General features: G+C 64.6%; 25 protein-coding genes. 2 read left to right on the top strand and 23 right to left on the bottom strand.

Translation table 11 applies throughout. The features are described from left to right. From NTU39_RS21995 to NTU39_RS21925, 15 genes are all read right to left on the bottom strand, one after another. A complete protein-coding gene (locus tag NTU39_RS21995) occupies positions 1 to 273 on the bottom strand; it encodes a VirB3 family type IV secretion system protein (RefSeq protein ID WP_008786754.1) in 273 nt (90 codons plus the stop codon). Then, entirely contained in the window at positions 270 to 653 is a 384-nt protein-coding gene (locus tag NTU39_RS21990; protein WP_003103996.1) for a TrbC/VirB2 family type IV secretion system protein, read from the bottom strand. The genes NTU39_RS21995 and NTU39_RS21990 overlap by 4 nt, the downstream gene beginning before the upstream one ends. After that, on the bottom strand, positions 650 to 1,702 hold the full coding sequence (gene trbB, locus NTU39_RS21985; protein ID WP_057386253.1) for a P-type conjugative transfer ATPase TrbB: 1,053 nt from the start codon (positions 1,700 to 1,702) through the stop codon (positions 650 to 652). Before trbB ends, NTU39_RS21990 begins: the two co-directional genes overlap by 4 nt. Beyond that, the gene (locus NTU39_RS21980; RefSeq protein ID WP_057380746.1) at positions 1,699 to 2,163 is read right to left on the bottom strand and encodes a ribbon-helix-helix protein, CopG family; all 465 of its coding nucleotides are present in this window, start codon (positions 2,161 to 2,163) and stop codon (positions 1,699 to 1,701) included. The genes trbB and NTU39_RS21980 overlap by 4 nt, the downstream gene beginning before the upstream one ends. Continuing rightward, positions 2,160 to 4,160 (bottom strand): conjugal transfer protein TraG, encoded by a 2,001-nt coding sequence (locus NTU39_RS21975; RefSeq protein WP_130534009.1) that lies wholly within the window; start codon positions 4,158 to 4,160, stop codon positions 2,160 to 2,162. The genes NTU39_RS21980 and NTU39_RS21975 overlap by 4 nt, the downstream gene beginning before the upstream one ends. 217 nt (positions 4,161 to 4,377) lie before the next feature. Beyond that, positions 4,378 to 4,605 (bottom strand): EexN family lipoprotein, encoded by a 228-nt coding sequence (locus tag NTU39_RS21970; RefSeq protein ID WP_016451559.1) that lies wholly within the window; start codon positions 4,603 to 4,605, stop codon positions 4,378 to 4,380. A gap of 13 nt (positions 4,606 to 4,618) precedes the next feature. Then, entirely contained in the window at positions 4,619 to 5,545 is a 927-nt protein-coding gene (locus NTU39_RS21965; RefSeq protein WP_049098552.1) for a LysR family transcriptional regulator, read from the bottom strand. Between the two features lie 147 nt (positions 5,546 to 5,692). Continuing rightward, positions 5,693 to 5,977 carry a CopK family periplasmic copper-binding protein gene (locus tag NTU39_RS21960; RefSeq protein WP_057386255.1) on the bottom strand — a complete coding sequence of 95 codons (285 nt, stop codon included), beginning with the start codon at positions 5,975 to 5,977 and terminating at the stop codon, positions 5,693 to 5,695. Between the two features lie 128 nt (positions 5,978 to 6,105). Then, on the bottom strand, positions 6,106 to 7,032 hold the full coding sequence (gene copD, locus NTU39_RS21955; protein WP_057386256.1) for a copper homeostasis membrane protein CopD: 927 nt from the start codon (positions 7,030 to 7,032) through the stop codon (positions 6,106 to 6,108). 4 nt (positions 7,033 to 7,036) lie between these two features. Further along, positions 7,037 to 7,423 carry a copper homeostasis periplasmic binding protein CopC gene (gene copC, locus NTU39_RS21950; RefSeq protein ID WP_257958558.1) on the bottom strand — a complete coding sequence of 129 codons (387 nt, stop codon included), beginning with the start codon at positions 7,421 to 7,423 and terminating at the stop codon, positions 7,037 to 7,039. A gap of 141 nt (positions 7,424 to 7,564) precedes the next feature. Beyond that, complete coding sequence (locus NTU39_RS21945) at positions 7,565 to 10,003, bottom strand: heavy metal translocating P-type ATPase (protein WP_228257848.1); 2,439 nt, start codon at positions 10,001 to 10,003, stop codon at positions 7,565 to 7,567. 155 nt (positions 10,004 to 10,158) lie between these two features. After that, complete coding sequence (locus NTU39_RS21940; protein ID WP_006226242.1) at positions 10,159 to 10,431, bottom strand: DUF2933 domain-containing protein; 273 nt, start codon at positions 10,429 to 10,431, stop codon at positions 10,159 to 10,161. Between the two features lie 33 nt (positions 10,432 to 10,464). Next, positions 10,465 to 10,944, bottom strand: a complete 480-nt coding sequence (locus NTU39_RS21935; protein ID WP_444511772.1) for a DUF411 domain-containing protein — start codon at positions 10,942 to 10,944, stop codon at positions 10,465 to 10,467. Between the two features lie 43 nt (positions 10,945 to 10,987). Then, the gene (locus tag NTU39_RS21930) at positions 10,988 to 11,968 is read right to left on the bottom strand and encodes a copper resistance protein B (RefSeq protein WP_005408883.1); all 981 of its coding nucleotides are present in this window, start codon (positions 11,966 to 11,968) and stop codon (positions 10,988 to 10,990) included. Between the two features lie 25 nt (positions 11,969 to 11,993). Beyond that, on the bottom strand, positions 11,994 to 13,904 hold the full coding sequence (locus tag NTU39_RS21925; protein WP_079742344.1) for a copper resistance system multicopper oxidase: 1,911 nt from the start codon (positions 13,902 to 13,904) through the stop codon (positions 11,994 to 11,996). Positions 13,905 to 14,159: 255 nt separating this feature from the next. Between NTU39_RS21925 and NTU39_RS21920 the strand changes: the two genes are divergently transcribed. Together NTU39_RS21920 and NTU39_RS21915 are read left to right on the top strand one after the other, a co-directional pair. Further along, positions 14,160 to 14,852: a heavy metal response regulator transcription factor gene (locus tag NTU39_RS21920; protein WP_012202383.1), complete on the top strand. Its 693-nt coding sequence runs from the start codon at positions 14,160 to 14,162 to the stop codon at positions 14,850 to 14,852. Next, entirely contained in the window at positions 14,836 to 16,257 is a 1,422-nt protein-coding gene (locus tag NTU39_RS21915; protein ID WP_428148544.1) for a heavy metal sensor histidine kinase, read from the top strand. The genes NTU39_RS21920 and NTU39_RS21915 overlap by 17 nt, the downstream gene beginning before the upstream one ends. 75 nt (positions 16,258 to 16,332) lie before the next feature. Here NTU39_RS21915 and NTU39_RS21910 read toward each other — a convergent pair whose 3' ends face one another. The 8 genes from NTU39_RS21910 to NTU39_RS21875 form a co-directional block, all read right to left on the bottom strand. Next, positions 16,333 to 18,315, bottom strand: coding sequence for a relaxase/mobilization nuclease domain-containing protein (locus NTU39_RS21910; RefSeq protein ID WP_130561446.1), 1,983 nt, complete (start codon positions 18,313 to 18,315; stop codon positions 16,333 to 16,335). 460 nt (positions 18,316 to 18,775) lie between these two features. Beyond that, the gene (locus NTU39_RS21905) at positions 18,776 to 19,372 is read right to left on the bottom strand and encodes a S26 family signal peptidase (RefSeq protein ID WP_057386259.1); all 597 of its coding nucleotides are present in this window, start codon (positions 19,370 to 19,372) and stop codon (positions 18,776 to 18,778) included. Beyond that, the gene (locus NTU39_RS21900; RefSeq protein WP_183168287.1) at positions 19,369 to 19,902 is read right to left on the bottom strand and encodes a DUF2840 domain-containing protein; all 534 of its coding nucleotides are present in this window, start codon (positions 19,900 to 19,902) and stop codon (positions 19,369 to 19,371) included. The genes NTU39_RS21905 and NTU39_RS21900 overlap by 4 nt, the downstream gene beginning before the upstream one ends. Further along, the gene (locus tag NTU39_RS21895) at positions 19,899 to 20,183 is read right to left on the bottom strand and encodes a hypothetical protein (protein WP_057380615.1); all 285 of its coding nucleotides are present in this window, start codon (positions 20,181 to 20,183) and stop codon (positions 19,899 to 19,901) included. The genes NTU39_RS21900 and NTU39_RS21895 overlap by 4 nt, the downstream gene beginning before the upstream one ends. Then, complete coding sequence (gene parA / locus NTU39_RS21890; RefSeq protein WP_013517157.1) at positions 20,180 to 20,818, bottom strand: ParA family partition ATPase; 639 nt, start codon at positions 20,816 to 20,818, stop codon at positions 20,180 to 20,182. The genes NTU39_RS21895 and parA overlap by 4 nt, the downstream gene beginning before the upstream one ends. A 253-nt stretch (positions 20,819 to 21,071) precedes the next feature. After that, entirely contained in the window at positions 21,072 to 21,929 is an 858-nt protein-coding gene (locus tag NTU39_RS21885; protein ID WP_015014850.1) for a replication initiator protein A, read from the bottom strand. Between the two features lie 26 nt (positions 21,930 to 21,955). Continuing rightward, entirely contained in the window at positions 21,956 to 22,237 is a 282-nt protein-coding gene (locus tag NTU39_RS21880) for a helix-turn-helix transcriptional regulator (protein WP_013721771.1), read from the bottom strand. An 84-nt stretch (positions 22,238 to 22,321) separates the two neighbouring features. Next, complete coding sequence (locus tag NTU39_RS21875; RefSeq protein ID WP_057380590.1) at positions 22,322 to 23,086, bottom strand: DUF2285 domain-containing protein; 765 nt, start codon at positions 23,084 to 23,086, stop codon at positions 22,322 to 22,324. Positions 23,087 to 23,117: the final 31 nt, after the last annotated feature.

Here is a 23,117-nt window from a genome sequence, read left to right as displayed (position 1 = left end):
TCACACGTCCAGCAGCGGGCGGTGTTTGATGTGCCGGGCGAACACGGCCATGAACTGTGGATCGACGCGCGCACCCCATACCGCCAGCGAATGGCCGACGATCCAGAGCACGACGCCAGGAATCCACAGTTGCAGGCCCAGCCCGACGGCGGCGGCCAGCGTGCCGTTGGCAATCGCCACCGTACGCGGTGCGCCGCCCAACAAGATCGGCTCGGTGAGCGAGCGGTGCAAAGGCACCTCGAACCCTGCCGCGAAGCTGTCCGGGCCGCTCATACGACAGCCCCGCCAGAGAACGAAAAGAACGACAGGAAGAACGAGGACGCGGCGAACGCGATGGACAGACCGAAGACGATCTGGATCAGCTTGCGGAATCCGCCGGACGTGTCGCCGAACGCGAGCGCGAGGCCCGTGGCGATGATGATGATGACCGCGACGATGCGCGCCACCGGCCCCTGGATGGATTCGAGGATGGATTGCAGCGGGCCTTCCCACGGCATCGAGGAACCGGCGGCCTGCGCGGTTCCGGCCAGGAACAGCAGCAGCGCGGCCAGCAGCAGCCCTTGCCCCGCAGGGCGGGCCAGGCAGCGCAGCCGTGCAAGACGCAAAGCCGGATTTGCAGAAAAACGGAAAGCAGGAATGGTCATCTGCGTCATGGCAGTTCTCCAAGTGAGTCAGGGGATGGGGAAGTCGCCGCAGCGGGTGCGGCATCGGGACGTGGCGGCAGCTCGGGAAACGGCGTTTCCAGCGCGTCCGCCAGTTGGTAGCCCACGCCGTCGAAGCCGACGACGCGGGCGATGCTCTCGATGCGGCGCTTGCGCCCGCGTCCGGCGATGTGGATCACCACGTTGACCGCCTCGGCGATCAGCGCACGGGGCGGATTCACCGCCACTTCGAGAATCAGTTGCTCCAGGCGCAGCAGAGCGCCGAGCGCGGAGCCGGCATGGATCGTGGCGATGCCGCCCGGATGGCCTGTGCCCCACACCTTGATGAGATCCAGCGCCTCGGCACCGCGCACCTCGCCGACGACGACGCGATCAGGCCGCAGGCGCATGGACGAGCGCACCAGCTCGGTCATCGACACCACGCCTGCGCGGGTGCGCAGGGGAACGTGGTCGCGGGCCGCGCATTGCAGCTCCACCGTGTCTTCGAGCACCAGCACGCGGTCGCCAGTGGCGGCGATTTCGGCGAGCAAAGCATTGGCGAGCGTGGTCTTGCCGCTGCTGGTGGCGCCGGCGATCAGCACGTTCTGGCGCTCGCGCACGGCGCGAACGAGAAAGCCCGCTTGCGCGCTGGTCATCATCCTGTCGATGACGTACCGCTCCAGAGGAATAACGCCGATGGCGCGCTTGCGCAGCGCGAAGGCCGGCCCCGGCGCTGCCGGCGGCAAGATGCCCTCAAAGCGTTCGCCCGTTTCGGGCAACTCGGCGGACATCAGCGGCTGGCCGCGATGGACTTCTGCGCCAACGTGGGCAGCGACCAGGCGAATGATTCGCTCGCCGTCCGCCTCGGGCAGTTCCACGCCCATCGGCGCGCGTCCACTGGAAAGCCGATCCACCCAAAGGGTGCGATCGGGATTCAGCATCACCTCCACCACGTCCGGGTCTTCGAGCGCGGCGGCGATCAGTGGCCCCATCGCCGTGCGCAGCATCTGGATGCGGCGGTCGAGCGACGTGGCACTCATGGACTGCGGAACGGCGCTCATGACGCACGCTCCTGCGCTTGCGCGGCTGCCGCCGCGTCTTCCATTCGCATCAGGTCGGGATGCAGTTCCTCCACCACGTCGCGCACCAGGCTGCGGCCCCGCAGCAGGTGGCGGCCAAGCTGCGCGGTGAACTGCTCGAAGCGCGCTTTGCCCTGCGCGCGTGCCGCGTCTTGGTGCGCCTCGGGAACCGGCGTGCTCACGGTCAGGTAGTAGCGGATGAACAGCGCCAGCGTTTCGATGGCAATGTTCTGGTCGCGCTCCATGCGTTCGGCCTGCCGCGACAGGCGATCAAGCCGCTTGGCAATGGCCGCCTCGCGCTGGTCGGCGGCATCGGGCGACAGCCACGATGCGAGCGCCGCCGCGACGATGGACGACTTGGACACGCCTTTCTTGGCGGCCAGCTCATCGAGCCGCTTGGCGTGCTCCGGCTGGATGAACAGGTTGAGGCGATAGTGGCTCATAGCTCGATTCCGTCGTTGGGGTCGAGGAAAGCCAGCCGGGCCGTGCGCTGCATGGCTGGATCAAGCTGGCGCGGAAGGGGGAGCGGCAGGTCGTCGTCGTCATCGAGCAGCCCAAGGTCGGCCGCAGGCGCGGCCAGCTCTGGGTCGTAGGCGACGGTTTCGGAGAGTTCGGGCTGACGGCGTGGGCCGCCGTCATCGGCGGAACCCAGGCCATCAGCGAAGGCCGCGGCCGGTGCGGTGGGCACGGAGGGAATCGCCAACCCGCTCCAGTCGTCGGGCCGCAATGGCGGCGCGTCGGCGTACTGCCCGCCCGCCAGCGCGGGCGGTGGCAGCACGCGACGCTTGAAATTGGCGTCCGCGTAGTAGCGCAGCTTCTTCGCCTTGATCGGCGCCACGCTGGACACCATCACCACGGCCTCGTCGGGCGGAAGCTGCATGACTTCCCCCGGCGTCAGCAGCGGGCGCGCGGTTTCCTGGCGCGACACCATCAGGTGGCCCAGCCACGGCGCGAGCCGATGGCCCGCGTAGTTGCGCTGGGCGCGCAGCTCGGTGGCCGTGCCCAGCGTCTCGGAGATCCGTTTGGCGGTGCGCTCGTCGTTCGTGGCGAACGTCACGCGCACATGGCAGTTGTCGAGGATGGAGTGGTTTTGCCCATACGCCTTGTCGATCTGGTTGAGCGACTGCGCGATGAGGAAGCTGCGGATGCCATAGCCCGCCATGAAGGCCAGCGCCGTCTCGAAGAAGTCCAGGCGCCCCAGCGCAGGGAACTCATCGAGCATCAGCAGCAGCTTGTGGCGGCGCTCGATGCCATCGGAGCCATCGAGCGACTCGGTGAGGCGCCGCCCGATCTGGTTGAGGATCAGGCGAATGAGCGGCTTCGTCCGCGAAATATCCGAAGGCGGCACCACGAGGTACAGCGACACCGGATGCTCGGCCGCTATCAGGTCGGCGATGCGCCAATCGCAGCGCGAGGTGACTTCGGCCACCGTCGGGTCGCGGTACAGGCCGAGGAACGACATGGCGGTGCTCAACACGCCGGAACGCTCGTTGTCGCTCTTGTTGAGGACTTCACGCGCCGCCGATGCGACGACCGGATGCGGCCCATCGCCGAGGTGCGGCGTGGTCATCATCCGGTGCAAGGTCAGCTCGAACGGGCTGGCCGGGTCGGACAGAAAGTTGGCGACGCCGCGCAGCGTCTTGTCTTCGCCTGCGTAGAGCACATGCAGGATGGCCCCAACCAACAGCGCATGACTGGTCTTTTCCCAATGGTTGCGCTTCTCCAGCGCGCCTTCGGGATCGACCAAAATGTCCGCGATGTTCTGCACGTCGCGCACCTCATGCGCGCCGCGCCGTACCTCCAGCAGCGGGTTGTAGGCCGCCGACTTCGCATCGGTCGGGTTGAACAGCAGGCAATGCGAGAAACGCGAGCGCCAGCCTGCGGTGATCTGCCAGTTCTCGCCTTTGATGTCGTGGATGACGGCGGATGCAGGCCAGGAAAGCAGCGTCGGCACCACGAGGCCCACGCCCTTGCCCGAGCGCGTAGGCGCGAAGGTCAGGACGTGTTCCGGGCCTTCATGCCGCAGGTATTGGTGATCGTGCTGGCCGAGGAACACGCCGGCTGGTTGCGTGAGGCCCGCCTTGCGAATGTCCTGCGCGTTAGCCCAGCGCGCAGAGCCGTAGGTGGTGACGAGTCGAGCTTGGCGCGAGCGCCAGACCGACATGGCGATGGCAACGCCCACGGCGACCATGCCGCTGGCACCGGCGATGGCGCCGCCGGTATCGAACACGCGCGGCGCGTAGGCATCGAAGAAGAACCACCACTCAAACAGTTTCCAGGGGTGGTAGATCGACGTGCCAAGGAAGTCGAACCAGGGCGAGCCAAGGCGTACTTGATAGCCAAGGGCGGCTGCTGTCCATTGTGTGGCGCCCCACACGCCGGCGATCACGATGCCGAATACCACGGCGATCTGACCGAACAGCACGTTCGTCCCTTGCATAACCTCGCCTCCGATCACGACACACAGAGGTGCCGCAGCACTGAGGATCAAGGCGTTCGCGCAGGTCGGTCAAAGGCCGATGTGGCGGCAATTTAGGCCCAAAAAGTCAGATTTCCTTTAGTGGCGAAAGCAATAAAAACGCCGCAAGCGCGAGCGCATTGCGGCGTAGTGAGGTAACAGCGAGAACTTCGTCGCAGCGAAGCGACCGAGAGATAACCTACTTGGATTTTTGCTCTGGCCGATCACCGAAAAATCGCCGTTTGGCGGCTTCGGCAGCACGCAGACATAGTTCGTCGCCAACCTTCGCGCGGTCTTCCTTGCATTGACGTTGAATCTCTTTGATGCGTTCGGGATTGGCTACGAGCGCATCCACGGTTTCCGAAGGTTGAGAAGGACCGCATGCAGGCAGTGCAGTGACCAATATCAGCAATATCACTTTGTTCATAGCCTTATTCCTACTATCGGTCGCGTGGAAGGTCTTCGGGGATGCCGAGTTCATCAGCCGAATCAATAAAATCTACTCGTTCGATAAATCGAGCCAGCATTTCGGACGGCTCCGTATCGCGGCGCAGCAGATAGGTCATGAGCATAGTCGGCTTGCCCGCCAAGCGCCGGGCCACGACTCCCGGCTCGCGGCTGGAAGCAATGTGCGCCTCGCCCGCCAAGCCCAATGCTAAGCCGGCGGAGACTAAAGTCATCATCACGTCGAAGGTCGCCACGCGCTGCGCGATCAGCGGCTCTTGTCCGCATGTGCGTAGGAACCGATCGACCTGGCGCGCGTGGCCTTCGCACACTGCTGGGTCGCCCAGCGCCAGCGGATGGCGCAACACCTCCTTCAGCGGGATCTGTTTGAAGGCAAGCACCGGATGGCGGGCTGGTACCGCCACCATCAATTCGTCTTCCCATGCAGGAGTGACGATGATGCCATCACCTGCATCCCCTGCCATCGAGAAGCCCGCGTCATACAGGTCGCTATGAAGCCCCTTGATCTGCTGATCCAAAGGCACCTCGAACAATCGGATTTCCACCTCGGGGTCCTCTTCGCGGCTGCGCGCCAGCAATGCCGGCAGGCGCGAAGGCGTGACGCCATCGGACAAGGCAATACGCAACTGGCCGCAAAAGCCGTTGGCGGCGGACTTGACACTATCGCGGGCCTGCTCCAGCACTGTAAAGACTCGCTGAACGTGCTCCAGAAACAGCCGTCCAGCGCGGGTCAGTTGTGTGCTGCGAGTGGTGCGGACAAACAGGCGTGCGCCGAGTTCTTCCTCCAACTCCTTGATGGTGCGAGATAACGGAGATTGGTCGATGTGCAACCGCTCGGCAGCGCGGGCAAAGTGAAGCTCCTCTGCTACAGCGAGGAAACACCGTAGATGACGAAGCTCCACAAATCAATCTCCTATTAAGTGTTATCTGAACCTACACATTGAATCTTCTGTCCGGGGTAGTCACCGAAGGCCATGCGCCTATCCGAATCGGACAGGCGCTGGGACTTCTTTCTGACGCCATTGGGAGGCATCAGCAGATCGCGCGAATTACCCGCCGTGCTCCTGTTCAAGCAGCGAGCTGAGGCGAGCAACTTCATTGCTGGTAATGGCAATGTTCCGCCCGTCCTTCGTCGCCACTGAGGCGCCGATGGGTTGATACACGGCGCGTCCGAAGCGACTTTCCTGTGCCATCTTTCCATCCTTGAAGACGTACAGCGTTCCCCCGTCAGCCAGCGGAACCATCTCCTTGGCTGCCTGGGCTGCTGCATGACCGGCGAAGGCAGGCACGGAGAGGGCGCTCAACAGGGCGGCAATGACAATTTGCGATTTCATGATCGACTCCTTTGTGAAAACGACGACAACTTGCGCCGCGCCGTTAAATGTAGAAGCGCGCGATCTACAGATCGCTTACCCGTGCATTACATTCAATTCATGTGCTGTCATTTGGTGCCAGTCAAGGATTAGGTGCCGTTGGGAGAAAGGATGCCAAGCCACGCAACGCTCGCCAAAACCAGAACGGCTAATGTCGCCTCCGTGAACAGACTCTGCCGTAGCTTGACGACCGCGTGTGCGTGGTTGCCTGTTCTCAATGCCGCCTCCAGACTTGGGCTCAGTCGAAACCGATTGGCTGCCGCCAGCGCGAGCATTCCTCCGAACAACAGGAGTTTTCCTACGAGCAGGCGGCCATAGAGCGTTGAGAAGAGCGGATCAAGCGATGGCCCAGCGATCAACAGGTAATTCAGGGCTCCGGTCACGACGAGTGCCGCCACGATCACAGTACCTATCCGAGCGAAACCATTGGATGTTCGGCTCAGGATCTCTACTGAGCCTTGCCCGGTATTTGGTTTGTTCGCCGCAAGCACCAAGAACGCGATCAATGCGCCTACCCAGGCACCGGCCGCCCAGAGGTGCGTGATGTCCGAAGCGAGATGAATGTATCCGCGCACGCCGTCATCCATGGCGCCATGTCCCGCCCATGCAAGGGTCGCCAACGCCACACCACTGGAAGCGGCCATCGCTGCAAAACGCAGTGTTGAATTCATGCGCAACACGGCGATGAGCACACACGTCACTAACGCCAGGATGCGAATGCACCAGGCGATGCCCATGTGCGTGCCCGTAATGAGCATGTCGAAGACGTGCATTGACAGCTCCGCGTAGCTCTGGGCACCGGACATGGCCTTGGCCATGACCGTCATGCCCCACATCGACAGGGCAATGCCGATGGCAGCGGATGCGCCAATGAGGACGCGATAGCGGCGCGAGATCGTCGAGGATCGCTCGTCGTTGCCCAAAGCATAGAGACCGAACATGGCGACGCCAAACGCCGCCGCCAGGTCCAGATACAGCGCCAGGCGCAGGACGATGGTCAACCAATCCCCGGCCATGGGCTTACTTCACCTTGAAGGTGACGTTACCCGTGATCGGATGCGTGTCCGAGGAGACGGCACGCCATTCGACGCGATAGTCACCGGGCTGGAGCGCCTGTGCCGGCGTGATGACCATGGTCTTGCCGTCGCCGGCAGCCGCGACGCGGGCGTTGATCTTCATCGGGCCATTGCTCGCCATTCCCGGCATGCCAGTCATGACAAGGCTCGCGGCGGAGAACTGCGGCACCAGCGTCTCGGAGAACTTCAGTTCGATGGTGGCTGGCGCGGAAACCTGCGACTTGTCGGCCGGCGTTGAAGACACCAGCGAAGGATGCGCGAATGCGGCGGTGGCGAACAGACCAGCAGCGATCGGCGCGACGAGCTTGGCGATGAAACCTGAACGGGTCATAGAAGTTTCTACCTGGATGTGTGAGGTGTGGTTTAAGAACGAAATGCCGAGATAAGGCTTGCACCTTTGCAACGGCGTGGAACGAAAGAAACGGTTCGCTGGTCGATAGCAGGCTCCTGTTGGCTCTGAAAGATGTCTTGGTCACAGTCGGGTCGCTCTCAGCCGCAAGGCGTTGCCTACGACCGATGCCGAACTCAGGCTCATCGCCAATGCTGCGATCAGGGGCGACAGCAACCAGCCCGTGAGGGGATAGAGAACCCCAGCGGCGACGGGGATGCCCAGCGCGTTGTAGAAGAAGGCGAACATGAGGTTCTCCTTCATGTTGCGCACGGTACTCACCGAGAGCGAGCGAGCGACAGCGATGCCACGCAGATCGCCTTTGACCAGCGTGACCTGCGCGCTGTTCATCGCCACGTCGGTTCCGGTTCCCATGGCGATGCCCACGTCTGCCTTCGCCAAGGCCGGCGCATCGTTGATGCCGTCTCCGGCCATGGCGACGATGCGGCCCTCTCTCTGCAAACGTTCGATCAACATGAGCTTGTCCGCCGGCTTGACTTCACCATGCACCTCGTCGATGCCCAGGCGTGCACCGACGGCTTTGGCGGTGGTCTGCCCGTCCCCGGTGGCCATGATGACCCGCAGGCCCGCAGCCTTCAACGCGGCCAGGGCCTCGGGGGTGCTGCCCTTGACCGGATCGGATACGGCGAGCAAGCCCGCGAGCTGCCCGTCCACAGCCAGATACATGACACTGGCCCCTTCGCCGCGCAGGGCTTCGGCCTGGGGTACGAGCGGCTCAACCGACACGCCAGACTGCTCCATCAGCACCGTATTGCCCAACGCCAGTTGCCGGTGCTCAACTTTCCCGCGCACGCCGATGCCCGTTCCCGATTCAAAGGTCTGAGGCTTCACGAGTTGGAGGCCCTGGGCACGCGCGGCCTGCACGATGGCGTCGGCCAGGGGGTGTTCACTGCCCTGGTCCAGGCTGGCCGCAAGACGCAGCACCTCATCGTTCGTAAAGCCGGGCGCTGCGACGACCTGATCGAAAGCAGGTCGGCCTTCGGTCAGGGTTCCTGTCTTGTCGATGACGAGGGTATCGACCTTGCGAAGATTCTCGATCGCCGCGGCATCGCGGAACAGCACGCCCTGCGTGGCGCCACGGCCCGTTGCGACCATGATCGACATCGGCGTGGCCAGACCCAGCGCGCACGGGCAGGCGATGATCAGGACGGCCACCGCATTGATGAGTCCATAGACCCAGGTGGGCTGCGGCCCGAAGAATCCCCAGACAAAGAGCGTCGTGACCGCAATGGCGACGACGGCCATCACGAAGTAGCCGGCAACGACATCGGCCATGCGCTGCATCGGCGCCTTGGAACGCTGCGCCTGGGCGACCATCTGCACGATCTGCGACAGAACGGTGTCCGAGCCGATCCGCTCCGAACGCATGACCAGCGCGCCACTGGTGTTGAGTGTGGCCCCGATGACCTTGTCGCCCACGCGCTTGCTGACGGGCAGCGGTTCGCCGGTCAGCATGGACTCGTCAATCGAGCTGCTGCCCTCGTGCACGATGCCATCCACCGGCACCTTCTCGCCGGGTCGGATGCGCAGCAGGTCGCCGACGTGCACATGGCTGAGCGGCACGTCTTCCTCGCTGCCGTCCGCATTGATGCGCCGTGCGGTCTTGGGCGCCAGCCCCAGCAGCGACTTGATGGCCGCCGAAGTCTGGGAGCGGGCTTTGAGTTCCAGCACCTGGCCGAGCAGTGTCAGCGAGATGATGACGGCGGCGGCCTCGAAATACACGCCGACCCGTCCCATGGACATGAAGGAAGCTGGAAACACTTCCGGCGCAACGGTTGCCACAACGCTGTAGATGAATGCCGCACCCGTTCCCAGGCCGATCAGTGTCCACATGTTCGGGCTGCGGTTGACCACGGACAGCCAGCCGCGGGAGAAGAAGGGCCAGCCGGCCCACAGCACGATCGGCAACGACAGCACCAACTCGACCCAGCTCTGTGTAGCCATGTCCATCAGGTGCAGCCGCTCGCCCAGCATCGCCAGCGCCAGGACCACGAGCGTCAGCGGCAAGGTCCACCAGAAGCGACGCGAGAAGTCACGCAACTCCGGGTTGTCGTCATCGAGGTCGGGCAGCAGAGGCTCAAGCGTCATCCCGCACTTGGGGCAGGTTCCCGGATGATCCTGGCGGATCTCCGGGTGCATCGGGCAGGTGTAGATGGTTCCGGGCGCGGTTGGCGATGCCGCCGGGGCCGGTGAAACTGCGGTGCTGGCATGGTGATGCGGTGCATGGCCGCTGCCTGTGCCTATGCCCGCGTCACCGCTGGCATATCGCGCCGGATCGGCGTCGAATTTGGCCTTGCATCCGGTGCTGCAAAACAAGTACGTGTTCCCCAAGTGCGTGGAGCGGTGCTCCGACGCCGCCGTGACCGCCATGCCACACACCGGATCTCGCGTCGCGGCATCGGGCTGCGTGTGGCTTGAGGACCCGCCCGCGTCGTCACTTCCAGCATGGCTGGCGTGATGGTGGTGGGTATGCGGGCCGGACGTTGTGGCACCCGCCGCCATGCCTGCGTGCTCATGTCCTGAAGACTTGCTGGGTGAATTCATAGTGACAAGTGCCCTCCGCCGTTAACTGTTGGTGTCTGGTGATCGCAGCAGGCCGCAGGCGCGCAAGGAGACAAGCGCGGCGTCGCGTGCTCGCACGGTGCGAGTGCCTCGACTCATTGCTTCTGCTCCTTGGAGGCTGCGGCACCTTCCTCACCCTGACGCGCGGCATGATCGTGTCCGCCGTGGCCGTGACCACGGTGCATGAACAGGTGCATCAGCGGACAAGCCGCCAGCAGCAGGAAGGGGAGATAGCCGGCAACATGTGCCGTGTGCTCCTTGAGCAGGAAATACGCGGCGACAGCGGCGATGATGAGGAACGCCACGCCGTAGCGCGATCGCCAGAACCGGGGACGATCGCTGGGGGTCTGTGTGTGCTGATGCTGCATGGCATATCTCCACGGAAAAGAGTTGATGGATGGTCAGAGATGCGACTGATAGACCGTGCTACTACCGTTTTTCCCGATCAGCAGCACGTCGTAGGCGTCCTTGCGTCCACCATAGGCCGGACCATCCATGCCGGGCGAACCGACCGGCATGCCTGGCGCCGCGAGGCCGATGGCCTGCGGGGCTTCGCGCAGCAAGCGTTGAATGTCCGAGGCAGGCACATGACCCTCGATGGCATAGCCGCCGATCTGCGCCGTGTGGCACGAACCGTACTTCTGCGGGATGCCCAGCCGCGTGCGCGCTGCCGTGTTCCCGGTGTCAAGAACCTGCACATCGAAGCCTGCGCCTTGCAGGTGTGAGACCCAGTCCTTGCAGCAACCGCAGCTCGGGTCCTTCCACACCTTGGCGATCGGTCGGCTCTGCGCCAGGCTCGGTCCTGCGAGTGCCATCACCAACAAGCCAGCGATCAATGCTTGGCGTCTCGGCACTTTGCCCTGGCTTCTGTCGTAGTGCATGTTCATAGATTGCCTCTCATCAGATGATCAAACCCACAAGGTTCTAGAACCAGAATCGCACGCCAGCCACCCAGCGCGTCTGCTGCGCGCGGCCACCTTCGGCACGCACATAGTCCGCTGTGCGTCCGAAGCTGCCCGCCCGTTCCACGCCGATGTAGGGAGCGAACTGGCGACTGAATTCATAGCGCAGGCGCAAGCCAGCAGACGCTTCGGCCAAGCCCTTGCCGATACCGCGTTCCGGGTCGTCCTTGCCATAGAACTGCAATTCGGCACGAGGCTCCAGAATCAGTCGCTGGGTCAGCAGCAGCTCGTAGCTGCCTTCGACACGCAGCGCCGTACGTCCGCCACTTCCCACGTAGCCCGTCGCCTCCAGCTCGAACCAGTAGGGGGCGAGGCCCTGGATGCCGAAAGCCAACCATTGACGGCTCGGGCCTTCTCCGTTATCCACCCGAACGCCGAGCTGGGTGTCCCAGTACGGTGCGACGGCGTGCCCCCAGAGAAGCTCGGTACGCGATTCTTCGAGCTTTCCTTTGGCGATATCGCCTTCGGCCTTCACGACGGCCTTGTTGTAGGTCGTCCCATACCAAGCCTGGAGGTCGTAGGCCGTGGAATCGTCCCCTTTGCGCGTGAAGCGGCGTTCCAGGGTTTCGCCGCGCAACGAGAAGAACCTGTGTTCGTCGGCCAGCATCAGCCGCGGCACACCGGGTACGGCGTAGTCGCCCGATCCCAATGTCAGGCCATTGGAGTAGCCATGCGGATCGCGGGCGTCAGGAGGCGCCGACCCGCCCTGCATCTGCATGTTGCCGTGATCCATGGCCGGGGCCGCGGTCGAGCCGCTCGCCGACGTCGCGTGACCCGCGTGCGGGTCGGCGGCAGGAGCCACGGTCTGAGTGGATGGCGCGGCCGTTTGAGCGTCGGCCTGGCCGTGCGCTGCATGGTCGTTCTGTGCTTGTGCCTGGGCGGCGACGCTTACCAGGGCCAGAAGCGTCGTGGCCAGTGCGCGAGTGGGGAGTGCTTTGGACATTCTTGGTCTTCCTTGTGCGCTGGGTTCAAGACACCACGACTTCGCGGAACATGCCGGCATCCATGTGGAACATCAGGTGGCAGTGCCACGCCCAGCGGCCGAGCGCGTCGGCTGTCACCAGGAAGCTGATGCGTTGTGCCGGCTGCACCGGCAGGGTGTGGCGGCGCGCAAGGAAGCGACCGTCGGGGCTTTCCAGCTCGCTCCACATGCCGTGCAGGTGCATGGGATGGGTCATCATGGTGTCGTTGTGCAGAATGACCCGCAGCCGCTCGCCGTGTTTGAAGTGCACCGGCGTGGACTTTCCGAACTCCAGCCCGTCCAGGGACCATGCGTAGCGTTCCATGTTGCCCGTGAGGTGCAGTTCGACCTCCCGGCCAGGGCCTCTCTTGTCCAGCGGCCCCGACGGGGTATGCAGATCCGCGAGGGTCAACACTCGCCGACCGTTGTTGCGCAGTCCGATGCCGGGGTCATCGAGGTTGGTGCGCGCCATGTCAACGCGCATGTCCGTGCTGGCACCATACTCGGTGCGAGCGTGGCGAGCAGTAGTGCTGGGCACGGCCAGTCCCCCCGCCGCCGCGGCGTGTTGGCTGTGATCCATCGCCATGCCACCGTGGTTCATGGCGCCGTGATTCATGCCAGCCACCGCCCCATGATCCATCCCGGACATCGAACCCGAGCCCATCCCGGTCATCCCGGTCATCCCGGTCATCCCGGTCATGCCCGTCATGCCCGTCATCTCCATGGCTTGGCCGGACCCGCCGTGGTCCATGCCCCCCATCATGCTGCCCATCATGTCGTTCATGGTCAGCCATTCGACCGGATCGAGGGCAGGCACGGGAGCTTGAAGACCTTCACGCACGGCCAGCGTGGCCCGCGCGTAGCCTGTCCGGTCCATCGCCTGGGCGAAGATCGTGTAAGCGTCATCCCGTGGCTGGACGATCACATCGACGGTTTCGCCCGGACCGAATCGGAACTCATCGACCGTCACCGGCTCCACGTCAACACCATCGACGTGCACCACCGTGAGTTTCAGTCCGGGAATGCGTACGTCGTAGAAGGTGTTGCCCGCACCGTTGACCATGCGCAGCCGCACGCGCTCACCCGGTCGGAACAGCGCCGTCCAATTGCCGGCGGGGGTGACGCCGTTGGCCAGATAGGTCAGCGTGGCGGCAGACAGATCGGCGAGATCCGTCGGATTCATCCGCATCTCGTTCCACATCTTGCGCTTGTCGATCGCAGCGGCCATGCCGTCGCGCGAGGCGTCCCGGAAGAAGTCGAAGACGGTAGGTTGGTTGTAGTTGTAGTAGTCGCTTTGGGACTTGAGCTTGGTGAACACCCGCATCGGGTCTTCGTCGGTCCAATCCGAGAACAGCAGCACGTGGTCACGGTCGGCGCGGATGGTCTCGGCACCAGCGGGGTCGATGATGATCGCCCCGTACATGCCCGTGAGTTCCTGGAAGCCGGAGTGCGAGTGGTACCAGTAGGAGCCGCTTTGCTGAACCTTGAAGCGGTACGTGAAGGTCTCGCCGGGAGCGATGCCATTGAAGCTGATGCCCGGCACGCCATCCATCTGATACGGCAGGATGATCCCGTGCCAGTGGATGGATGTGGCTTCACGCAGCTTGTTGGTCACACGGATTGTGACGGTGTCACCCTCACGCCAACGCAATGTCGGTGCCGGCAGCGAGCCGTTGATGGTCGTAGCCACGCCTGGCTTGCCCGTGAAGTTCACGGGCGATTCGGCGATCACCAAGTCGAACTCGGTGCCCTTCAGCACAGGGGCGGCACCGCGCGTCGCGGAGCCTTGTTGGGCAAATGCCCTGAGCGCCGGGGTGGACAGCCCGGCCAGGACGCCGCCAGCGGCCAGCCCCTGAACAAAACGCCGACGAGACAGGCCCAGTGGGGGCGCGATTACAAAGGGCGAACGAGGCGGCATGGCCTGAAATCCTCCATAGATAACTTGAAAGTCGTCTTTAGAGCCGCCTTTGGTCTTGGGCGGCACGGTTCGACGCATGGAGGTCATGCTATGGAGTGACCACTTTCGGATGAATGACCCTTGGATTACATTCATGTAATGGTCGCGTCATCTTCGTGGCAGGAAGCGACTATTACATTGCCCCTAAGAAGCAAATGAATGGGGCATCGTGGGCGGCAAAATTCCTTACGCCGCAGCGATTTCATGGGGCATGCGATGAAGCTGTTGGTCGTTGAAGACGAGAACAAGACGGCGGATTACGTCCGCCAAGGTCTCATGGAGGCAGGGTTCGTCGTGGATCTGGCGCGTAACGGATTGGACGGACACCACTTGGCCATGAGCGAGACCTACGATTTGGTGGTCTTGGATGTCATGCTGCCGGATGTCGATGGCTGGCGCATCGTGCGTTCGCTGCGAGATGCTGGCAAACAAGTCCCTGTGCTATTTCTAACCGCACGTGGCAGCGTAGATGACCGCGTCAAGGGGTTGGAACTGGGGGCAGACGACTATCTCGTCAAGCCGTTCGCGTTCTCGGAATTGCTGGCGCGGGTGCGGACGCTGCTGCGACGCGGAAGCGCTCCGAGCCAGCCTGATCGCATCCAAGTTGCCGATTTGGTGCTGGACTTGCCGCGCCGACGTGCAACGCGCGCTGGTCAGCGCATCAATCTCACCAGCAAGGAGTTCGCGTTGCTCGAACTGCTGGCACGCCGACAGGGTGAAGTTCTGCCGCGTTCGTTGATTGCGTCTCAGGTGTGGGACATGAATTTCGACAGCGACAGCAACGTCATTGATGTGGCCATCCGTCGTCTGCGCGCAAAGATCGACGATGCGTTCAATCCAAAGCTCATCCACACTGTACGTGGCATGGGATACACGCTCGATGCGCCTGATGATGACCTCGCGCCATAAGCCACGGCGAAGCCGTCCCGCGTCGCTTGCATTGAGGGTCACGGCCCTGGTTGGCATTGCCACTACCTTGGTATTTCTAGCGTTCAACTGGGTTGTCGTTAGATCCCTGGAGCACCACTTTGCCCAACAGGACGCCCATGAACTGGACGCAGTGGTCACGGCCTTGGCAGAGCCGTTGCGACAGATCGCTAATGACATGGACAAAGATGAGTTGCGGCAGCATTTAGCCAATGCAGTGGCAGGACATCATGGGATGACCTATGGTGTCTATGATCGGCCGGGCAATACCATCTATGCCACGCCGGGTCCTGACCTGTCGAAACTTGCCAGCAGCAAAAAGTTGGTCAACCGCATCACCGCCGACGATTTGACGGTGTGGCAAGAGAATCAGAGGTCTTATCGAGGTGTGGCGCTACAACTGCCTGCCGACGATTCGGCGGCACCTGGCTACCGCATCGTCGCTGCCATGGACATCGGCTTTCATCTCGATTTCTTGGCAGAGTTCAAGCGCATGCTCTGGTGGGCGACCTGCCTTGTTCTCTGCATTGCGCTCGGGGTGGCTTGGCTGGCCGTGCAATGGGGCCACCTTCCAATCCGCAAGGTCAACGAGGAGATTCGCACGATCCGCTCTTCAAAGCTAGATGTGAGACTTGATCCTCTGGACGTACCTATAGAACTGGCTGAACTTGTGGTCGCCTTCAACGACATGCTGGCCAGAATCGAGGAAGGGTTTGTCCGCCTGTCGCACTTTTCCGCCGACATTGCGCACGAGTTGCGTACACCCGTTACCAACCTGATTACGCAGTCCCATGTGGCGCTCGGGCAACCCCGCAGTGCAGAGGAATATCGGGAGATCCTCTACTCCAACTTGGAGGAGTTTGATCGCATGAGTCGCATGATCGGCGACATGTTGTTTCTAGCTCAAACGGAAAATGACCCTCGAAATCTCCGCCTCGGCGAAATCGACTTGGCTGAGTTGATCCGAGGTTTGTTTGACTACTTCGAGGCATTAGCTGAAGACCGCAACATCACACTTTACGCAAAGGGTGCTGCCGAACCAATACGGGCGGATCGTGAGATGTTGCTGCGGGCGCTCAACAATCTTCTTTCCAACGCAATCCGTCATACTCCCTATGGGTCGCGTATTACAGTCGCTTTGGCGCAAGATGAGCGATGGACAACGATAAGTGTCGAAAATCCGGGCGAGCGAATTTCGGAGGCTGATCTGCCGAAGTTATTCGATCGCTTTTTCCGAGTAGATCCTGCCCGCCAACGAAAGAACGCAGGTGCAGGGCTAGGGCTGGCCATCGTCAAATCAATTGCCGAAGCTCATGGTGGACATGTGCAGGCAACGTCCAGCGATACAGCGACTAAATTTGATCTAACGCTGCCTCGCATCGCTTAGTTGGCCTCTCGCCATTGCGGGAGAATGCAGATCGTGGATGGGCGCAGTTTCGACTCGTCGGAAGCAGGTTGCTCGTCAGATGATGGACATGCCTTTCTGCCGTCCAATCTCCCATGACACACCGCCGCCGCGTACAGTGGCAGCAAGTTGCTGACCTAGCCGTTGCTCGATCACTGGTTTCCACGGCACTAGGCTGAATCCCATGCCGTCATCGAGCATCGCGTAGCGCCCGCTGGCGAGCATGACGCTGCGCCGGTAGATGCCGGCCACGCGCTGCCCATCGGCCACCGGGCGATGCTCCAGGCCGGTTTCGCCGGCAATGTCCTTCGCGGCTTGTGCCAGTTCCCGGTTGCGCAGCGTGCCCAGCAGGTTGCGCGCCAGGATCACGCGCTGCCCGCGCCGCTCGGCCAGCCCCTGTTCGGCAAGGAAGTCGGCGCGTTTCTGCAATGCCTCCTTGACCTCGCCGCCAAAGCCCAGGTCCCCCAGGCCCGAGCCGCCGCCGATCAACTGCTGGTCGAGCCAGGTGGCCCCGATCACGCGCGCCTGCCGCTCGATGGGCAGGTGCGATTTCAGCTCTACAGCCACGCCGCCCAGGCGCTGCGCGTCGTACTGGCGACCGCGCTCGGCCAGGTCGCCCGGCACCTTCCATAGCCCCTCGGCCACGCGCTCCACGATGCCGCCGCGGCGCAAGGCTTCGAGCCGGCGGACATGGGCGGCGACGACTTCCTGCGGATCACGGCCCGGCATGGCCTGACCCTGTGCGATGGCGAGGTGGTGGTCGGTGCGGTACAGGCCATCGCTCGCCAGAGCGGCGATGTTCCTGTCGGCCGCGCGCACGTCGGCCGATCCCTTCACCTCCACCACGGCGCCGGTGGGATAGTTCGCCAGCTCGTCGCGGGCGTTGAGCGCGACGTAGTGGGCCTTGCCGTCCACCCCGTCGATGACCAGATAGCCCCGGTCGCGCAGCTCGTCGGCCAGCCCCTTCGCAGCCACGCGGCCGAGGATGGTTCGGCCATCGTCGCCCGGCTCGAACACCGCCAGCTCGCGCGGTTCGCCGCGCATGGCTCGCTGCATGGTGCGGATGATGTCGCCGCGCTCGCCCAGGGTGCGCAGCGTCTTTTCGGCATCCGCATGGACGGCCCAGGTGCCCGGCTGCGTCTCGTCGGCGAGGCCCATGCGCTGCAAGCGTGGCAGGCGGCCGATCAGCAGCAGGCGCTGGCGTTGCAGCCGCGGTTCGTTGAACCGTTCGACATGCACCAGGCCATCGTCGCCCAGTTCGCGTTTGAGCGTGCGATCCAGGCTCGTCCATCGCTCCTGATCCACTTCACGCTGCAAGGTCTGCTGGATCTCCAGCTCGGTGCGTGGCCCCAGCCATTCGGTCGCCAGCTCGGACGCGCGATGCCGGAAGCCATCGGCGATGTAGTCGCCCGCGATGATGAGGTCTTTGCCCGTGTCGTCCCGTCCGCGCACGATCAAGTGGGTGTGCGGGTTGTCGGTGTTCCAGTGATCGACCGCCACCCATTCCAGCCGTGTGCCCAGGTCGGCTTCCATGCGGCCCATGAGATGCCGCGTGTAGGTGCGCAGGTCGTCCAGTTCCGCGCCATCCTCCGGCGAGAGGATGAAGCGGAAATGGTGCCGGTCGTCGGCGCAGCGTTCCTTGAAGGCGTCGAGGTCGGCAGCATCGGTCTGCGGCCCATAGGCTTGGCCTGGCTCGCCATCGCGGCCGGCGCCGTCGCGCTCGATGTAGCGCAGGTGCTTGGCGAGCGACTGCGGACTGGCCCGCTGCTGATTGACCAGCAGCGTCTTGATGGTCACGCGCCGCGACATGGGCGTGAGCTTCGCGCCCGCGAAGCGCGCCGCCGTGTGGCCGCGTCCCAGCCGCGAGCCGGGCCGCTGGCCGATGCCGGCGCCCTTGCCACTGCCGCCAGGACGGCGCACCGCCGACTTGCCGCTGCTGGCCTTTCCTGCCTGCTTGAGCACCTTGGAAACGAAGCCCTGGCCCCGGTTCTTCGGGGCGCTGGGGCGAATGCGGAAATCGTCATCGCGGCGGTTGGTCATGGCTGGGCTCCCTGCAAGCTCTGGCGTGTCCGGGCGTGCGAAGCACGTGGACATGACTGCATCGGCGCGGGCTTCGCGCCCCAAGCGGCACGGCGGCAAAGCCGCTCCGTGCCGCGCCACCCCCACGTGCAGACAGGCTTTCGACGCGGCCCGGTGCCGCGTCCTTTTGTCTTGCCTTCCGCCTTTGCCCCTCGCTGGCGCTCCGGGCCGCGGCGGCCCGGCGGCGCTGCTGCGCGAGCAGCCAGCGCGCCGGCGAACGCGCGAACCAGCGCGGTGAGGGCCGCAGGTCGGGCGCGTTCGAGGCAAGACGCCTGCACGTGGGACGGCTGCGCCGAAGGCAGCGCGAAGTGCGGCGCGGATGCGCTCGCACTGCACGCGCGACAGCATGGCGACGGACAGCAGAACGACACGCCCGATGGCACGATGAAATGCACGGCAACGTGCAGCGAGTCGGCGGCCATCATGGGCGAGACTCCAGCCAGACCGGATGCGCGACGCCGATCACGGCGGATGCGCTGACCGGCCCGAAATACCGGCTGTCGAACGACGCCGGGTTGGTCACACTGAGCAGGAACAGTTCGCCAGCTTCAAGGCGACGGCACTGCTGCCAGGATGGCAGCGGCCGGCCCCAGCGGTCGGCGGGCAGCGCGGCGGCCGAAGGCACGCCGTCGATGCGGACGATGCGGCCAGTGATGCACACCTCCTGCGGCGCGATGGCGCCCACGCGCTTGAGCAGCGGGACGCGCGCCGGCAGGTAGCCGCGCTGCGCGGCCAGCGCGGCAGCGTCTGGCGGCAGCGTGGTCAGGACGATGCTGCCCACGGACAAGGGGCGTGGCAGCGAGCCGGGCTTACGGCCCAGCGGATCGACGCGATACCAGCCGACCGCCACGCTGTCGGACGGGTTGTAGATCAGGCGCGGCAGCGGATGCACGAAGGACGCCCAAGCCAGCGCAGCGAGGCCCCAGGCGGACAGGCTCGCCAGCACGAGGCGAGCGCGCAAACGTGCGCGGGGCGCGCGAGGACGCGGCTCGGTGCCGGCAGGGGAAACGGCGGTCATGGCAGCGCCCTCCCGGTCAGCCAGGCGGCGTGTCGCTCGGCGGTGTATTCGGGCAACGGCAGGCGCGCGGCGAGCCGGTTGGCGAGCGTGCGCCAGTACGCGGGCGACGCTCCGATAGGCGCGATGCCCAGCGCCTCGATGGGGTCGATGCGCTCCAGCACGGCGCGCACCTGGTTCTCCCCTTCGGCGTGCAGCAGCAGGCGCGCGCCAGGCTGCACGCCGGGGATGCGCTGCGCCGCATCGAACGGCGTGCAAGCCTGCATCACCATGAGCTGCCAGCGGATCGTGCCGTAGTCGTTGGCCTGCCAGCGGATGCGGCACAACATGGCGCCCGGCAGGAACACCGCGCAGCGACGCCAGCGGTCGAGTTGGTGCGTGCGCGCAGGTTCACCGAAGCGCAGGTAGAGCTTGAAGCGCGGTTCGATGTAGGCCAGTGCCACGCGCGTCAGCGGCGCGCTGGCAAGCTGGCCGGAAGGTGCTGCGAGCGCAGCCGTGGCCGCGCCAGCGGCAGGCGAAGCGGATGCGGTCATGGGGTGTTCTCCCTGCGGTGTTCTGGAAACTCGCGCTCCAGCAAGCCGCGCAGCAGGTCGGAGACGGTCACGCCTTGCGTGAAGGCCGACACTTTGATGCGCGCCCGCATCGCGGGCGTGATGTCGAGCGTGAGGCGGGCCGTGTAGAGGTCGCCCTTGCCCAGCGCATCGGCGTCGCCCTGGCGAATCCACGCCTCGGCGTGCGGATTCGCGGGCGGACGCGCGCCGATGCCGACGCGCTTGACCGAGCGTTTGCCGTTCGGTGGCGGCTTTGCGGTCATGGCGTCCACCGCAACAGTTCGTCCACCAGCGCGGTGATTTCGCGCGCGGCGGCGCTGTCCGGCGCCGTCTCGCGTGCAAGCCGTCCAGCGGCCACGCTGTCGGCGAACACGATGCGTTGATGCACTTCCGCGCGCAGCGCTGGAAGCGGCTGGTCGGCGAGTGCCTGGCGCGCTTCGCGTCCGATCACGGTGGTACTGACGCGCCGATTGATGACGAAGGCCGCGCGCAGCGCAGGCCGAAACACCTGCGCTTCGCGGATCAGCGCCACCATCTCCGCGCTGGCCCACAGGTCGTAGGGGCTGGGCTGCACCGGAATCAGCACGCGCTCGGCCGCCAGCAGCGCGGAGCGCGCCAAGGCGGCGATCCTGGGCGGCCCGTCGATGACGACGTGATCGGCCCGCCTGGCGAGTTCTGGCGCCTCCTGATGCAGCGTTTCGCGTGCGAGGCCCACGGCGCTGAACAGCCTTGGCAAGCCTTGCTGGCTTCTGCGCTGCGTCCAGTCCAGCGATGAGCCTTGCGGGTCGGCATCCAGCAGCACGACGTGCTGGCCGCGCATCGCCAACTCTCCAGCGATGTGCGTGGCGAGCGTGGTCTTGCCCACGCCGCCTTTCTGGTTGAGCAGAGCAACGATCATGGCGCGGCCCTCCGTGTTGGAAAGCCGGGCTGTTGCCGCTGCGCGTCGTGCCGCGTGGCGGTTGTCCACCGTGGCGCGGCGCTTCTACTACCAGTTAGAGGTTTTAAGTTAGGGAAGTTAGAGGGGCCGCAAACCCGCGCCGTTATTGGCTTTGCGGCCGATTCGTACTCCTGATAGCACGATAGCCGTACTCCCGATAGCACGATACCTCGTACTCCTGATAGCACGAGCCCGTCCACAAGTTGCGCACCGTTTATCCCCGTGCCGTGTATGGCACGGGCCGAAAGGTCAGCAGCTCGGCGCCGTTGTCCGGCATCCGCTCGATGCCCAGGGCGTAGCCCGGCAGCGACTGCCGCGCGACCAGCGTGCGCAGGTCGTAGGCGAAGTCCGAGAAGCGCGTAGCGCTGCCCGATTTCCGATACAGGTGTCGGAAATCGAACTGCCAGCCGCCCGGCTGTCGGCCACCGTGCTTGCGCACCAGCCGGTACAGCCAGCGCTCGATGCCGCCCGTCAGCCGGAAATACGCCGGGTCGATGGTCAGCACCAGGGCGGCGTCCATGACGCCGGCATAGAACCAGTCCGGCAAGATCAGCTCCAGCCCCAAGGGCGTGCCCTTGGCATCGGCCAGTTCCTTCCACTCGTTGATCCACGAGAAGCGATGCAGGCGCCGTCCGGTCGTCTCGCGGATCGACGTGGCCACCGTGGTCGATTGCAGCCGGTCGAGGGCGGCCTTGAGGCGCTGGTAGTCGCGCAGCGACGTACCGCGCCCGATGAACCGCAGGATCTCGTAGGGCGTGGCCTGCATCAGCCGCGACGAGCGGAAGCCCGCGTCGCGGGCTTCCACGATCTGCGAGGCCGCCCATATCAGCACGTCCGCGTCCCAAATCGTGGCGATGCCATGCTCGGCCGTGCCTTCCACGCGGATCGTGACGTTCCCCGCCCGGAAGTCGATCGGCGCGACGCGCCGCGACTTCGCCAGCGAGAAGAACGGAAAGGCCATCAAGTCCTGGCTGTCGCGCGGCGCCATGTCGCCGGGCAAGGCGCGGAACAGGTCGAGCTGTTCGCGCTCTTGCAACGGCCGCTGCCGGGACGGCAGCGCAGGGCTGGACATGGCGATGGCCTCCCGCGCTCCAGTGGTCAGCGCGCACGGCTGTCGGCCGAGTGGTGCTCGGCGTATTCGGGATCGGAAGTCGTCTCGAAGCTGCGGTCGGCGGCCCAGGCATCGAGGTCGGCCACGGCGTACATGACGCGCCGGCCGAACTTGCGAAAGCGCGGGCCGCCGCCGATCACGCGCTGCTTTTCCAGCGTGCGCGGCGACAGGCGCAGGTATTCGGCGGCTTCGTCGTTGGTCAGATAGCGTTGGGGCTGCGCGGCAGCAGTTGAGACAGCGGCGGCAGGCCGCAAAGGAGCGGGACGCATGAGATGAACCTCCATCGGTTGCAAAGCTCCGGCCACACAGCGCAACCGGATGGAAGCCAGTCTCAGAAAACGAAGCTGCTCTGCTCAGGGACGTTTTGCGTCTCCATCAAAACGTCCCTTCTCAAGCGGCGACAGTTGTGCTAGGCGGCGGTAGCCGCCGCGCATCAACGCATCGCCGCGCCGCACCAGGCGGCGCACGCGGGCACGCAGATCGCCATCGGCGTGCCAGTCGGCAGCCACGGCATCGGCGCCGAACAGACCTTCGGCCACGTCGCGCAAGGACGCACCCGCCAGGGTCGCGTCGAGCGCCTGCAAGGTGTGCAGTTCCAGCAGCGCGGCAGGTGTCGGCCTACGTCTGGCATCGGCCAGTGCCGCGCCGAACACATGACCGCGCGCAGGCGCGGCAGCGCCGCCGCGGTGGGCATAGGCGACGGCCATGCCGTCTTCGAGCCCAGCCGCCAGCGCAAAGCGCAGGCAATGGCGTGGACTGCGCGCGATCAGCGCCAGTTTCTTGCCGTCGTGGAACAGTTGCTTTTGGCCGGGGATGCGCCAGAACGCGAAGGATTCGGCATCCACGGGCGGATCGGCATCGGGGTAGAGTTGCACCACGGCAGCGTGGCCGGGTAGCCAGGCTGGATGCGCGTCGCGCGCATCCAGGGCTGGGTCTTCCAGCAGGCGCAAGCCCCAGCGATGCGCTGCTTCACGCCGGCGATGACGGCGCAGCCAGTCGAGCCGGTAGTCTGGATGCCTGCGCAGGTACTCCCAGGCGAGCGCGAGCGCATCCAGCCAAAAGACATACAGGTATGCGGCAGTGGGATACCAATGCGCGAGGTGATGAGGATTGACCATGACGCCTCCTCCTGCGAACAGGACTCGCCGC

This window comes from Pandoraea commovens, assembly GCF_024704525.1.
Lineage (GTDB): Bacteria > Pseudomonadota > Gammaproteobacteria > Burkholderiales > Burkholderiaceae > Pandoraea > Pandoraea commovens.
This window is presented reverse-complemented; position numbering and strand designations above follow the sequence as displayed.